The sequence below is a fragment of the Archangium sp. Cb G35 genome (assembly GCF_001896145.1).
Classification (GTDB): domain Bacteria; phylum Myxococcota; class Myxococcia; order Myxococcales; family Myxococcaceae; genus Archangium; species Archangium violaceum.
In genome coordinates this window covers 782596-795504 of sequence record NZ_MPOI01000002.1, presented here as the reverse complement: position 1 = coordinate 795504, position 12909 = coordinate 782596, and the positions used below count along the sequence as shown (strand labels likewise).

The 12909-nt window shown below is 68.4% G+C and carries 10 protein-coding genes, 1 other RNA gene and 1 pseudogene; 8 read left to right on the top strand and 4 right to left on the bottom strand.

The window, feature by feature from the left end; genetic code table 11:
* Positions 1 to 4 precede the first annotated feature (4 nt).
* Positions 5 to 949 (top strand): MBL fold metallo-hydrolase, encoded by a 945-nt coding sequence (locus tag BO221_RS09750; RefSeq protein ID WP_158079806.1) that lies wholly within the window; start codon positions 5 to 7, stop codon positions 947 to 949.
* A gap of 220 nt (positions 950 to 1169) precedes the next feature.
* On the opposite strand, the gene BO221_RS09745 is transcribed toward BO221_RS09750, so the two are convergent.
* Together BO221_RS09745 and BO221_RS09740 are read right to left on the bottom strand one after the other, a co-directional pair.
* Positions 1170 to 2267, bottom strand: coding sequence for an ankyrin repeat domain-containing protein (locus tag BO221_RS09745; protein ID WP_073560095.1), 1098 nt, complete (start codon positions 2265 to 2267; stop codon positions 1170 to 1172).
* A 425-nt stretch (positions 2268 to 2692) separates the two neighbouring features.
* Positions 2693 to 3595, bottom strand: a complete 903-nt coding sequence (locus BO221_RS09740) for a hypothetical protein (RefSeq protein ID WP_073560094.1) — start codon at positions 3593 to 3595, stop codon at positions 2693 to 2695.
* A gap of 438 nt (positions 3596 to 4033) precedes the next feature.
* Between BO221_RS09740 and BO221_RS09735 the strand changes: the two genes are divergently transcribed.
* The 4 genes from BO221_RS09735 (at position 4034) to BO221_RS09720 (ending at position 6578) form a co-directional block, all read left to right on the top strand.
* Positions 4034 to 4366: a hypothetical protein gene (locus BO221_RS09735; RefSeq protein WP_143195350.1), complete on the top strand. Its 333-nt coding sequence runs from the start codon at positions 4034 to 4036 to the stop codon at positions 4364 to 4366.
* 8 nt (positions 4367 to 4374) lie between these two features.
* Positions 4375 to 4551 (top strand): hypothetical protein, encoded by a 177-nt coding sequence (locus tag BO221_RS52405; RefSeq protein WP_083680883.1) that lies wholly within the window; start codon positions 4375 to 4377, stop codon positions 4549 to 4551.
* A 261-nt stretch (positions 4552 to 4812) separates the two neighbouring features.
* Positions 4813 to 5919, top strand: a complete 1107-nt coding sequence (locus BO221_RS09725) for a hypothetical protein (RefSeq protein ID WP_143195349.1) — start codon at positions 4813 to 4815, stop codon at positions 5917 to 5919.
* Entirely contained in the window at positions 5916 to 6578 is a 663-nt protein-coding gene (locus tag BO221_RS09720; RefSeq protein ID WP_073560091.1) for a hypothetical protein, read from the top strand. Before BO221_RS09725 ends, BO221_RS09720 begins: the two co-directional genes overlap by 4 nt.
* A 12-nt stretch (positions 6579 to 6590) precedes the next feature.
* Here the strand turns inward: BO221_RS09720 and BO221_RS09715 are convergent.
* Together BO221_RS09715 and ssrA are read right to left on the bottom strand one after the other, a co-directional pair.
* Positions 6591 to 7193, bottom strand: a pseudogene (locus BO221_RS09715) (RNB domain-containing ribonuclease); the annotation flags it as partial.
* 283 nt (positions 7194 to 7476) lie between these two features.
* Positions 7477 to 7842: a transfer-messenger RNA gene (gene ssrA, locus BO221_RS09710) on the bottom strand.
* Positions 7843 to 8043: 201 nt separating this feature from the next.
* On the opposite strand from ssrA, the gene BO221_RS09705 reads away from it, so the two are divergent.
* The 3 genes from BO221_RS09705 (at position 8044) to BO221_RS09695 (ending at position 12889) form a co-directional block, all read left to right on the top strand.
* Positions 8044 to 9402 carry a pitrilysin family protein gene (locus tag BO221_RS09705; RefSeq protein ID WP_073560090.1) on the top strand — a complete coding sequence of 453 codons (1359 nt, stop codon included), beginning with the start codon at positions 8044 to 8046 and terminating at the stop codon, positions 9400 to 9402.
* Positions 9402 to 11018 (top strand): pitrilysin family protein, encoded by a 1617-nt coding sequence (locus BO221_RS09700; RefSeq protein ID WP_073560089.1) that lies wholly within the window; start codon positions 9402 to 9404, stop codon positions 11016 to 11018. Before BO221_RS09705 ends, BO221_RS09700 begins: the two co-directional genes overlap by 1 nt.
* 119 nt (positions 11019 to 11137) lie before the next feature.
* Entirely contained in the window at positions 11138 to 12889 is a 1752-nt protein-coding gene (locus BO221_RS09695) for an OmpA family protein (RefSeq protein WP_233165847.1), read from the top strand.
* Positions 12890 to 12909: the final 20 nt, after the last annotated feature.

Sequence of the window (12909 nt, the reverse complement as noted above, 5' to 3'; positions counted from 1 at the left end):
GCCCTTGAGTCTTCGACGTCGCCGTCTCGTGGCGCTGGGCCTGCTGAGTGCGGGTGCGCTCGTCACGCTCGGCGCCGTCCTGCTTCCTTACCGTCCCGTTATCGTGAGTGGGGCCCAGCCGCCTCCCGGTCCCTATCCGATGCCCGCGGCGGTGGCCGGTCTTCGGCTCCACGTCTTCAACACGGGAATGAACCGCATGTCGGCGCTCCTGGTCGGTGAGCACCGCCCATGGCGGCCGGCTCCTGCCTTCGTGCTCGAACATCCGCGAGAAGGGCTCATTGTGTTCGACTGCGGGCTCTCCACGTCCGTCGCCCGAGAGGGCGAGTCCGCTCTGCCTGTGCCGATGCGCTGGCTCTTCGAGAGCCGCGGACGCGAGGGAAGGACGCTCGACGCACAGATGCGAGAGGCCGGACTGGAGCCAGCCCACGCCCGATGGGTCATCATCTCGCACCTGCACGACGATCACATTGGCGCCGCCGCGTCCTTCGAGGGCGCGACCTTCATCGGTGGGCTGGGAACGGCCGGCAAGGTGCTGGGCCTGTCGGCGCCTCGTTGGCGCGAAGTGGACTTCCACGACACGCGCGCCCTCCCGCCTTTCGATGCCTCGCTCGACTTGTTCGGAGATGGCAGCGTCGTGCTGCTGCGTGGCGGTGGCCATGCGCGGGAGGACGTCATGGCTCTCCTCGCCCTACCGGGGGGGCCGGTGCTCCTCACCGGCGATGCCGTTGTTCACCGGGAATGGCTGCATTCTGACAACGTGGAGCGTGTCGCGGTGGACTCCCAGCGCGCGGCTGACGTGCGCAATCAAGTTCGTGCACTGCTGGTGGCTCGGCCTGACGTCACCCTGCTCCCTGGGCACGAGCTCCAAGGCGCGCCTGGCTCCCGCGAGGATGTCACCCTTCATCATCCCGAGTGGTTCAAAGCGGAGGCCTGGCCGCTCTCCCATTGAGGCGAACAGGGTCCTCATCCACCTCGACCGAAGGCCTGACTCGCCGCTGGCAGCTGGGCACACGCTTTGGCGCGGACGCGCAGGGCAATCCGACGGCCCCCGCCGCCTGTCCCCAGAGCACGACGAAGTCCACCTACGACAACAGCTGCGTCGTGGGGGTCAGCGGAGGGAAGACGCCTCAGCAGCCGATGTGCCCGATGATCAAGATCCGCCTCCAGGCTCAGCAGCCGGAGGGGAGCTGGAGTTCCAGCGTCTTGAGGGCACCGGAGGCGAGACGCAGACGGATGCGCATGCGGTGGATGAGCGGTTGGGCGGCCTCTGGAGACCGCCGCAGCACCGCGAGCCAGCGCGACCGGTCCCCCATGGACAGCGGCGCCCCGCGCTTGAACGCCGCTTCGAGCTCACCGGGCGTGAAAGCGGGAAAGGGGGCCGGCAGCGCCTCCAGGCCGATGAGCTGCCAGCGTCCGGGAGCGAGCGCGGGCGCGACCGTCCAGGCGGAGCGGCCCGTCTTCCAATCGGTGAGCTCGACGTGCGGCCCATCATCCGAGACGCTCATCACCGACTCGGTCTGCTGGGCCACCTCCACCGGTGCCGGCTGGCCGTCCGGCCCATCCACGGCAAGCTCGAGCGCCCCGTCCGCGAGTGCCTCGTTCAGCGGGCTCCCCAGCTCCAGCGGCACCGGCACGGCCTCGGCCGCGCTCGTGAGGAGCCGTACATGCAGCCGGCGGAAGACGAGCTCACGCCCGTGCCAACCCCACTCCTCCGCCAGCCGGACGCCAGCGCCAGAGGGCATGGGCAACGCGACTCGAATCGCCGTTCGCTCCAGGGCCCTCGGCACGCGGGCCCCCAACGACAGCAGTTCCCGCACCAGTCCGATGTCGCCACGTCGGGCCGTGACTTCCAGGGGCGTCTCCCCCGCGCGGTTGGCCCGGTCCACGTCCGCCCCCGCGAGCACCACCGCGCGCAGGAGTTGGACAGGGGGCTCCTCACGCGAGGCTGTCGCCGCGAGACGTCCTACCAGGGTACGCCCCTGGGCGTCCTCGACGCGGGCGTCCGCTCCACCCGCCACGAGCAACTCGACCATGGGCGCGTCGGTGGCGAGCATCAACGGCGTGTTTGCCCGGGCGTCCCGCGCGTTGGGATCCGCCCCCGCCTGGAGAAGTTGCCGCACCAGGGCGTGGTCGCCCCGGACCACCGCGGCGTGCAGCGCGTCTGCCCGCCCACGCTGCGGTCGGCCGGAGACATCCTCCGCACGGACGGGAACAGGGGGCACCATCAGGGCGGCGAGCAACGTCAGGAACAGGCCAGGGAGGCGCATCGTCAGCTTCCAATCTCGGGGTTCGGCCCTCGTTCAGCAAGAAGCCTGCCACCTTCACCCATGACAGCCGAGCCAATTGAGCAGCGGCTCCAACTGCCGGGCGAGCCCGGCCTGGGTTGGCTGTCTTGCGCCTCAACACCACGCCTGCTGGGGTGGCCCCTGCGCCGCAGCCAGGCTCGCACTGCGCGTGGGAATGGGGACTCGCGGACACCTGAAACCCACTCATCGGTCATCGGGCGGATGCAGGCTGTTTTCACCGCCCGAGCCCACAACCCCCGTCGTCGCGCGCCCCACGGTGGTGACCACGCCGCCCGTCGCGCGAGGCGCTCCCGTCCTCCGGGATGACTCGGTCATCGCGCCGTTCATCGCGCGGGGCGTCCCCCGGGGCGCCATCGCGTCCCTGGTGCCTCCGCCTCGGACAAACCTCACGAGGTTCCACGGCGTCGTTGAGCCTGGCGCATGCCGCGAGCACGCGGTCGAGTGCCCGCGCGAGACGCGACAGGCCGCGAAGCCGGACCGTACCTCTCCAGCAGGGCAACGAGCTGTTTCGCGCCCCGGATGAAGTCGAGGCGGAGCTGGCGCCCATCCACCAGACGCACCTCCACACTTCCGGTGGATCGGAGCTGGACGCCGCCAGGGCAGATGGCGTGGAGGGGAATGTGGATGGCGTCTCTCCCCGTGGGCTGCCAGACCAGTCGCTTCTGGGTGAGCCAGAACCTCCCGGAAAGATGGCGCTGGAGCATCTGGCAGACGAAAGGAAGAAACGGAATCATCAGGGAACACACCAGTTGGCTCAGGGTGAGCCACAGACCCCCTGACGCGACGAAGCCCGTGCAGAAGACGAGGAGCATGGGCAAGAAGCAGATCAACGGCAGGAGCATCAGTGTCGCCGTCGTGTCCAACTTGAAAGCGCCTTGATGCAGCAGCAGTTCCTCGGAGGAGACAGGGGGAGCAAGCGTCCGCGCCAGCGACTGATGGAGCCGGGCAAGCACCTCCCCGAGGCGGTCCGTCGACCTCGCTGGCATGCAAAGACGCCTGCGCGTGAGTGCTTCCAGCCGGGTCCGGAGCAACTCCAGCTCCTGGACTCGCGCGTGTGTGGGCTCCGTCTCGGGCCACCGCTCCACCTTGGCCCGATGGAGGAGGCGGGCCAGGGCCTCCTCACACTCGGGCTCCTGGCGGATCAGCTCCCCCAGGCTGTCCCACCGCTCCTGCACCGCCTCTTGCCAGTGCTTCTCGCACAGGGCCTTCTCCAGGAGGACATAGCGCGCGTGAGCAAGCTCCAGCGTCTCGATTCCACCTTCGAGCTGACGACGGAGGTCCGTGGACACCAGGAAGAGGGTGTTCGGGGACCGTGTTTTCTCGCTCCGGGGCTGCCGAAGCGGCGGGAGAGCTCCCTTGACCTCTGAGCGGGTGTGGATGGCTCGACCTCCAGGGACCTCAAGGCGGTGCCCCTTCCTTCTCATCATAAGAAACGGAAGGTCGCCGGTGAGCCGGAGCGCCGCTCTGCGTCCGATGCTCGACGCTGTTGGAGTCGGCGACCCGTCATTCCGTCCCTGACGAGCGTTCATGCTCGACCCGCCAGGAGCTCGAGGTCTGGGTGGCAAACTGCGGGAGAGCCACAAAACCGGGGCAGGCTCATCCGTCTGGAGTCACCCCTGGATGTGCAGGTGGAAGGGTGCGGTAGCCCTCTCCGAGGTGCCCGCACGGGCCCCGATGGCCGCTTCGTCTTCCGTCAGCTCTCGGGCGAACGGTTCAGGCTGAGTGTCTTGAATGGGTACGACGAGCTCTCGTCCCCCCGAGGAGAGGACGGCCGCATCCAGGTCACGCCGGGCATGATGGACCTGCGGCTCGTGCTCGACCGGAAGATCCTCATCCTGGGCGAGATCCTCCGGGCGGATGGCTCACCCATCACGGGCTTCCAGGTGAATGGCGTGCCGTTGGCGGATGACGAGGGCCGCCTCCTCATGATCCTTCCTCGCGAGGAGATGCTGCGACTCCAGCTCTCCGCTCCCGGCTTCAAACCCGTGCAGCGGACCGTGGCGGCCCAGGAGGTGGAGCAGGTGGACCTGGGCACCATCACCCTCGTGCCCGAGGGCTAGCTCTCTTCATGGAAACCCATCACGGACGAGATGACGACGCCGGACGGGTGGGCCGCTACAGCCACTTCCGCAAGGGCACCATCGAAGGCAGCATCTACTGGACGCCGACGACGGGGGCGTGGGCGGTGTACGGCTCCATCACGTACAGCGCGTCCACCGGCGCGCTGACCGTGCGCCCGAAGTAGCGCCGCTTTCCCCTCTCCCCCGGGCGAGGGGCGGGGTGGGCCGGAGTCACAATGCTCACCGAGCGACTCGTTCGTTGGGTGAACCGGTTCCTGTCATCGGTACATGGAGCGTCCCGGCGCTTCATCGTGCTTCTCTTGTTGAGCTCGCTCAGTCTCCTGCCAATGGGAGAGGCGAACGCCCTCCTTGGCCCGTTCTCCCTCGGGAGAGCACTGCGCCGGCTCGACAACCTCGACGTTCCATCCGAGCGTCTGGGCTCAAGGGTGGCCCTCCCCGCGTCCTCGTGGGTCACGGAGCTGCGCATCGGCTCTGCCGTGGAGCTTCAATCCCTGCTGAACAGGGTGGACACCCTGAAAGGCCCCGTTTCGCTCACGGTGGAGCCTCACCTGCTGAGCGCTCCCGAGCTCAGGGCGCTCCAACTCCGCCCCGAGGTCCAGGTCTTCGTCCTCGATCCCGATGGGCTCCCGTTGCCGACGTATCCCCTGCGTCCCGACATGCACGCGGAGCAGGCCGTGCAGTACTCGCCCTCTCTCCTGGTCAAGCTCCCCGAGGGCGCTCGGGAGCTCCCAGACTTCCGTGCCCTGGAGTCAAAGCCCTTCTCCCGAGAGGACACCTACGTCGCGGCCCTCTTCGATGAATCCGACACGTCCAACCAGAGCACACTCTCCGAGCTCGAGAGGGCGACCCGGAACAACCTCGACATCGTCGCCACACGGAACATCGAGCCCCTCTTCGAAAAGGCGAGAGGCAAGATCCTGTTGCTCATCGGCCATGCGGAGGCCGGCCGCTTCGTCATCGACAGCGTGGATGGAGGTGTGCTCGCCACGTTCGACATTCAAGAGCTCGTCGGGCTGGCGGAGAAGTATGACGTCGCTCTGTACAACCTGGGCTGCGAGACGGGACACCTCAAGGGAGTGGCGGGCTACCGGGATGAGATCAACAGTCTCGCTCTGGCCTCGCAGCTCGAGCACGCGCTCGACGCTTCGACGCTGGCGGAGTTCTTTCGTCGGCTGGGCTCCCCGTCGCAGCCAATGATCGTCGACCTCATGAACATGGACAAGACCCTGGTGCTGATCCAGGCCCACCTCGCGAACAGGGGCGAGGTGGTGACGGTCCGGCCCTCCGTGGTGTACAGCGTCTCCAAGAGCCGTCCACCGGCCGAGCCGCGCTTCCGCTTCACCTTCAGATACCTCCTCGAACTCTCGGTCCTGCTCTATGTCGTAGCGCTCTGCTTGGCGCCCAGACCCGTGCGCTTCGTTGTCCGCACGGTGTACTGGATCTTCGCGATCCCGAGCCGGCTCATCCGCGCCGGCTGGCGCGCAATCCAACGGTGGGCCCTCGCGCGCCATCACCCTCAGGAGGCCCCATGACTCGCCCACTGAGGCTCGATCCGCTGGTCAACCTGGTCTGGCGTCATGCGCCAGACCAGCTCCGGGCACTCCAGTCCCGCTTCGGCGATCATCCGGACCTGAAGCCCGGCAGGAAGCTCGGTCCCAACTCGCCAGCGTCCGTGATGTGGCTCGAATTGGCCATGGAGGGACTGCGTGTCGCCACCACCCGCGTGAAGCCCAACCTGGCGAAGTTGCGCAAGCGCCTGGGGATGGCCAAGACCCTGCGGCTCGTCAGCTCCGTCATCGCGGCCCTGACAGGCGTGGGGCTCATCGCCGCGCTGGCGGCGAAGAACGCGGGAACCAAGACCCTCCTCACCGCGACGCTCAACTTCCTGGCGACCAGCACCACCCTCTTCGCGAACCACCTCGAGACCTCCCTCTATGGCGGTCACGGGAGCCTCGTGGATGTCTTCGAGGAATTGACGGCCTCGAGCGCACAGGCCGAACAGCTCCTCCTGGAGTTGGAGGGCCACCTGCGCACGAAGCCCGAGAGCCGTCAGGCGAGCGAGGCCGTCAGGCGTGCCTCGGTGCTGGCCGCGAACCTGCTGAGTCTCGAGAATCGGCTGTGGGGCAGCCGGGTGCCAAAGCCGCCCCGTGCGCGGAGGCCACCGGTGGCGAACGTCCCCGTGCACCCTTGAGGCCGATGTGGCTCAGCCGACGAGCGCGAGCTCGACGCGGCCGTGCTGTTCGTCGGTGGAGGCCACGCGCACCTGCAAGGGCATGCCGATGGTGAAGGTGCGCGAGGCGCTCACGAGCGACGTCTCCCGAGGGTCGGGCTGGTAGGGCCCATCGGGCAGCGAGTCCGCGGGGAGGTTGGCCTCCACCAGCATGCCGTCGAGCTGGACGAGCAGGCCGGAGGGCCGCACGCGGGTGATGCGTCCGGTGAGCTCGCGGCCCACGTGAGAGGCCATCACCCGCGCATCCAGCACGCGGTGGCGATCCTTCTCGGCGCGGCTGGCGGTGCGCGAGCGCTCGTTGAGGTGCACCCCGAGCTGCTCGACGGTGGGGTCCTCGTGCACGAAGTCGCGCCGGCCGCGCAGGTACTGCTTGAGGGCGCGGTGGACGGAGAGGTCCGCGTAGCGCCGGATGGGCGAGGTGAAGTGGAGGTAGGCGCGCGCGGCGAGGCCGAAGTGCATGGCCGGGACCACGGTGTAGCGCGAGGGCCCCAGCGAGCGCCGCAGCACCGAGCGCAGGGCCGGCTCCGCGGTGCAGCCGGCGATCTGCCGGTCGAACGCGGCGAGCGCCAGCGGGGTGTGGATGGCTCGACCTCCAGGGACCTCAGGGCGGTGCCCCTTCCTTCTCATCATAAGAAACGGAAGGTCGCCGGTGAGCCGGAGCGCCGCTCTGCGTCCGATGCTCGACGCTGTTGGAGTCGGCGACCCGTCATTCCGTCCCTGACGAGCGTTCATGCTCGACCCGCCAGGAGCTCGAGGTGCAGCGCCACGAACGCGGCCAGCTCGCACGGCTGCCGCTGGCGGCTTCGGCGGAAAAAGAAAACCCCGGCTCGCCTGATGGCGGCCGGGGCCTTGCTACTTCCAGTGGAGGCGGCGGGAATCGAACCCGCGTCCGAAAGCCTTCCGTCCTTTGACCCTACGTGCGTAGTCCGCGATTTGCTACGTCCCCCAGACTCCCACGGACGGGATTCTGTGAGCCGGTCCTGGATGATCTCACCGCCGAGAGTCCAGGCACCCTCGACGGCCAGCCCGCATTATGACGGTCCTACCCCACCCCACGGGCCGAGAGCAGGAGGACCGCGCACCAGGAAACTGCTAGTTAGGCAGCCAGCGCGAGCTCAACGTTGTCGTTGGCTTTTGTGTCTTTGTCGGTTGGTTTTACGAGCGAACCAACAAGCTCGGCACGCGTCTCGAACTTCCATGCCCCCGTCGAAACCAGGTCGCCCCCTTCGGGCACTTCAACTTCGCTCACTTCCTCGTTGCTCCATCCACCATAACCGCTGACGGCGCCCGGTCAATCCTTCTGACGCCCCGTCCTGTCGTCCTCCAACGCCGGCCTCCTCCGCCCGCCCGCTCGCGGGAATAGCAGGTAGGCTGCGCCGTTTCCTGGCCCCCACCTCGTGGGTGCTTCAGCGACCTGAGGACACGCATGCAACGCCGCTTCATCCCCCTCCTGCTCCTCCTGCTGGGAGTAGCCCTTCCCGCCGCGGCAGCCGAGCTGGCCGCCTCTCCCTTCTTCCCCTATCCCATGAAGGTCGACCGCCTGCCCAACGGGCTCACGGTCGTCCGCGTGCCCTTCAACTCGCCCGGTCTCATCGCCTACCAGACCGTGGTGCGCGTGGGCTCGCGCAACGAGGTGGAGCCGGGCAAGACGGGCTTCGCCCACTTCTTCGAGCACATGATGTTCAAGGGCACGAAGAACTTCCCCGAGGGCGAGCGCGAAAAGGTCATCAGTACCTACGGCTTCGACGACAACGCCTTCACCTCCGACGACCTCACCGTCTACCACTCGTACGGCCCCACCGCCGGCCTGGAGAAGCTGGTGGAGATCGAGGCCGACCGCTTCCGCAACCTCGAGTACTCCGAGCCCTCCTTCCAGACCGAGGCGCTCGCCGTGCTCGGCGAGTACCACAAGAGCGCCGCCCAGCCCTACCTGAAGATCGAGGAGGAGCTCGGCCGCACCATCTTCACGAAGCACACCTACGGGCACACCACGATCGGCCACTATGCCGACATCAAGGCCATGCCCCAGGCCTACCAGTACAGCCGCACCTTCTTCGAGCGTTGGTACACCCCGGACAACGTCATCCTCGTCGTCGTCGGTGACTTCAACGACGACACGCTCATGCAGGCGGTGCGCAAGCACTACGGCCCGTGGGACCGCAAGAGCCCCTCCATCACCGTGCCCGCCGAGCCGCCCCAGACGAAGGAGCGCTCCGTCCACATCGACTGGCCCCAGAGCACCCAGCCGCGCCACATCTTCGCCTGGCGCACCCCCGCCTCCCGGCTCGACACCGCCAACGCCGCCATCCAGACGGTCCTCGCCGACTACCTCGTCGGCCCCACCAGCCCGCTCTACAAGGAGCTCGTGCTGGACAAGCAGCTCGCCCAGGAGATCTACGGCGACTTCTCCATCCACCGGGATCCCCACCTCTTCGGTCTCGTCGCCGTCCTCCAGGAGGAAGGCAACCGTGCCGCCGTCCGCGATGCCTTCAACGCCGCCGTGAGGGAGCTCGCCACCGGCAAGGTGGACGCCAGCCGCGTCGAGTCCATCAAGAGCAACACCCGCTACGGGCTCCTCATGGGCATGGAGACCGCCAAGTCCGTGGCCACCCAGCTGTCCTATTTCGCCGGCATCTTCGGCACGCCGGACGCGCTCGGCGTCCACTACCAGAAGGTCTCCGAGGTGAAGCCGGGCGATCTCGTCACCTTCGCCAAGAAGTACCTCACCGCCGCCAACCGCACCCAGCTCACCCTCACCCCCAAGCAGGCCGGAGGCCAGAACTGATGCGTCCCCTCGTGTCCCGCTCCCTCGCCCTCTGCGCCGCGCTGTGCCTCGGCGGCTGCGCCACCACGTCCCAGACCGCTCCCGCTCCCGAGGCGCCTCCACCCCAGGCCGAGCAGGCGCAGGTTCCCGCCGAGCCCCAGGCCCCCGCGGCCCCCACGTCCGTGCCCGCCGCGCCTCTGAAGCGCCCCGAGCCCCTGCGGCTCGTCGTCCAGGCCAACCCGGCCAGCCCCATCGTCAGCTTCCGGCTCGTCTTCCACTCGGGCTCGGTGGATGACCCGAAGGGCAAGGAGGGTCTCACCTCGCTCACCGCCGACCTCCTGGCCGAGGGCGGCACGCAGAGCCTCACCTCGGCCCAATTGCTCGAGGCCCTCTTCCCGATGGCCGCCGAGCTGAACTCCTCCACCGACAAGGAGTTCACCGTCTTCGCTGGCCGCGTCCACAAGGACCACCTGCCGCGCTTCCTGGACATCTTCACCGAAGTGCTGCTCAAGCCGCGCTTCTCGCCCCAGGAGTTCGAGCGGCTGCGCGCGCGGACCCTCAGTGACGTCCGCAACGGGCTGCGCAGCGAGAACGACGAGCTGCTCGGCAAGGTGGCGCTCGACTCGCTCCTCTACCAGGGCCACCCCTACGCGCACTTCGTGGGCGGCACCGAGAAGGGGCTCGAGTCCATCACCCTGGAGGACGTGAAGGCCCACGCCGCGCGCGTCTTCTCACAGGACCGGCTCGTCATTGGCCTTGCGGGCCCCGTGGACGAGGCGCTCCAGAAAACCGTCGTCTCGCGCCTGTCCGAGCTGCCGGCCACCGGCGCCCCGCGCGTGGAGCTGCCGCCCGTGCCCACCACCGGGGGCCGCGCCCTCGTGGTGCAGAAGCCCACGCTCTCCACCGCCGTGTCCATGGGCTACGTCACGCCCCTGCGCCGGGGAGACCCTGACTTCTTCCCCGTGTCCCTCGCCCTCTCGTACCTCGGAGAGCACCGCCAGTCCTCCGGCGTCCTCTTCAACGAGCTGCGCGAGAAGCGCGGCCTCAACTACGGCGACTACGCCTACGCCGAGCACTTCATCGAGCAGCCCGGCACCACCTACAACCGCACCAACATCGCGCGTACCCAGCAGTCCCTCACCGTGTGGATCCGCCCCGTGGTGCCCGCCAACGGCGTGTTCGCCACCCGCGGTGCCCTCTACTTCCTCGATCGGCTGGTGAAACAGGGCATACCCCAGGAGAAGTTCGAGCTCAGCCGCGGCTTCCTCCTCGGCTACACGCGCCTGTGGGAACAGACGGATCAGCGCCGGCTCGGGTACGCCATCGACTCGCTCTTCTACGGCACGCCCGGTTTCCTGGAGGAGTACCGCGCCGCGCTCGCGAAGATGACCCCCGAGTCCGTGAACGCCGCCGTCCGCCGGCAGTTGCGCCCCGAGGCCCTCAACTTCGCCTTCGTCACCCAGGACGCCCAGGAGTTCGCGAAGAACCTCGAGGAGCAGCCGCCCTCGCCCATCACCTACGCCTCCCCCAAGGCCCCCGCGCTCCTGGAGGACGACAAGGCCATCATCACCTGGCCCCTGCCCATCCGGGCCGACGCCATCCAGGTGGTGCCCGCGCAGTCCTTCATGGAGAAGTAGCACCAGGCTGTAGCAAGCAGGCACTCTCGCGGGGGTTTTCTTCCGCCCCCCGGGAGTGGGTGGTATGAGCCGAGCCACTGAAGGGCCCGAATTTCCGGGCCTCTCCCTGGGAGCGGTCCTTGCGAAGCGCAGCAACCCGACTCGCAGTGGTGTGCCTGCTGTTGGCTGGTATCGCGGCGCGGGCGGACCATGATCCTTTCGCGCGCGGCTTCGATGCCGTGCCGCTGAAGGCCACCCCTGCCCAGAGGAGCGGCATCGCCCTCGAGGGCGCCAAAGCCGAGCCCGCTGGCAGTTTCCGGGGTGCCCTGCTCCTCGACTACAACCGCGGCATCCTCGCCCTCAAGCTGGGCGACGAGAAGCTGGGGGACCTCCTCCCCTACCGGCTGGATGTCCACGCGCTCTTCGCCTGGCAGTTGCACCGCCGGCTGGAGCTCGCCGCGGACGTGCCCTTCACCCTCACGCAGGGTGATGGTTTCCAGCTGCTGCGCGACAGCCTCAACGCCCCGGACTTCCCCGGCGCCGCGGGCGTCAGCCAGTTCGGCTTCGGCGACGTGAGGCTGCAACCCCGCGTCTTCCTCCTGCTGCCCGAGGAGTTCCCCGTGGGCGTCGCCCTCACCGCCGAGGTGCGCCTGCCCACCGGGGATGGCAACAGCTTCCTCGGGGAGCAGAGCGTGCTGTTCGCCCCCCGGATCGCCGTGGAGCGGGCCTTCGGTCCGGTGCGCTTGCTGGGCAACCTCGGCATGCGTCTGCGTCCCCAGCATGGGCAGTACCTCAACCTTTACGTGGGCAACGAGGTGACGTTCGGCGGCGGCGCCGTGGTGGACCTGCCCAACGTGGGCCGCTTCACCGACGTGCAGGCCATCGCCGAGATGCACCTGGCCACGCCCGCCACGGCGCCCTTCAACTTCAGCCAGGCGGACTCCCTCAAGACGCCCTGGGGAGTGCTCGGCGGCGTGCGCGCCCATTTCTACGGGGGCTGGGGCTTCGAGCTGAACGTGGGCCGCGGCGTGACGATCGGCAGCGGCTACGGCCGCGAGGAGCTGCGCGTCATGTTCGCCCTGCGCTACGACGAGACCTTCATCGACTCGGATGGCGACGGCGTGCCCGACTCGCGCGACCGGTGCCCCATGGAGGCCGAGGACCTGGACGGCTTCGGGGACAACGACGGCTGCCCGGATCCGGACAACGACGGCGATGGCGTCACGGATGGCGAGGACCAGTGCCCCAACTCCGCCGGCTCCAAGGCCGACGGGGGCTGCGGCGACTCGGATGGCGACGGCATACCGGATGGCCAGGATCTCTGCCCCTTCATGGCCGGCCCCAAGAGCTATGACGGCTGCCCGGACACCGATGGCGACGAGGTGCCCGACAACGTGGACAAGTGCCCCGACCAGTCCGGTCCTCCCGAGGCCGATGGCTGCCCCATCGACAACCCGCCGCTCGTGGTCATCGAGTCGGACCGCATCCGCATCAAGGGCAACATCCTCTTCGAGACAGGCTCCGCCACCATCCAGAAGCAGTCCCTCAAGCTGCTCGACGAGGTGGCCGTGGTGCTCGACCGCAACCCCGAGCTGGGGCCGGTGCTCATCGAGGGTCACACCGACAACGTCGGCTCGGACACCCTCAACCTGAACCTGTCCCAGCGGCGCTCCCAGTCCGTGCTGGACTACCTCGTCTCCAAGGGCATCGAGTCCCACCGCCTGCGCGCCAAGGGCTTCGGTGAGTCCAAGCCCATCGCGACCAACGCCACCGCGCTCGGCCGCGCCAAGAACCGCCGCGTCGACTTCCGCCTCATCAAGGCGGAGATCGAAACGCCCGCGCGCACCGTCCCCGCCGACAAGAAGGGCGAGGACGGCGCCGGGAAGCGCTGAGCGGGCCGCTCGACGCCACG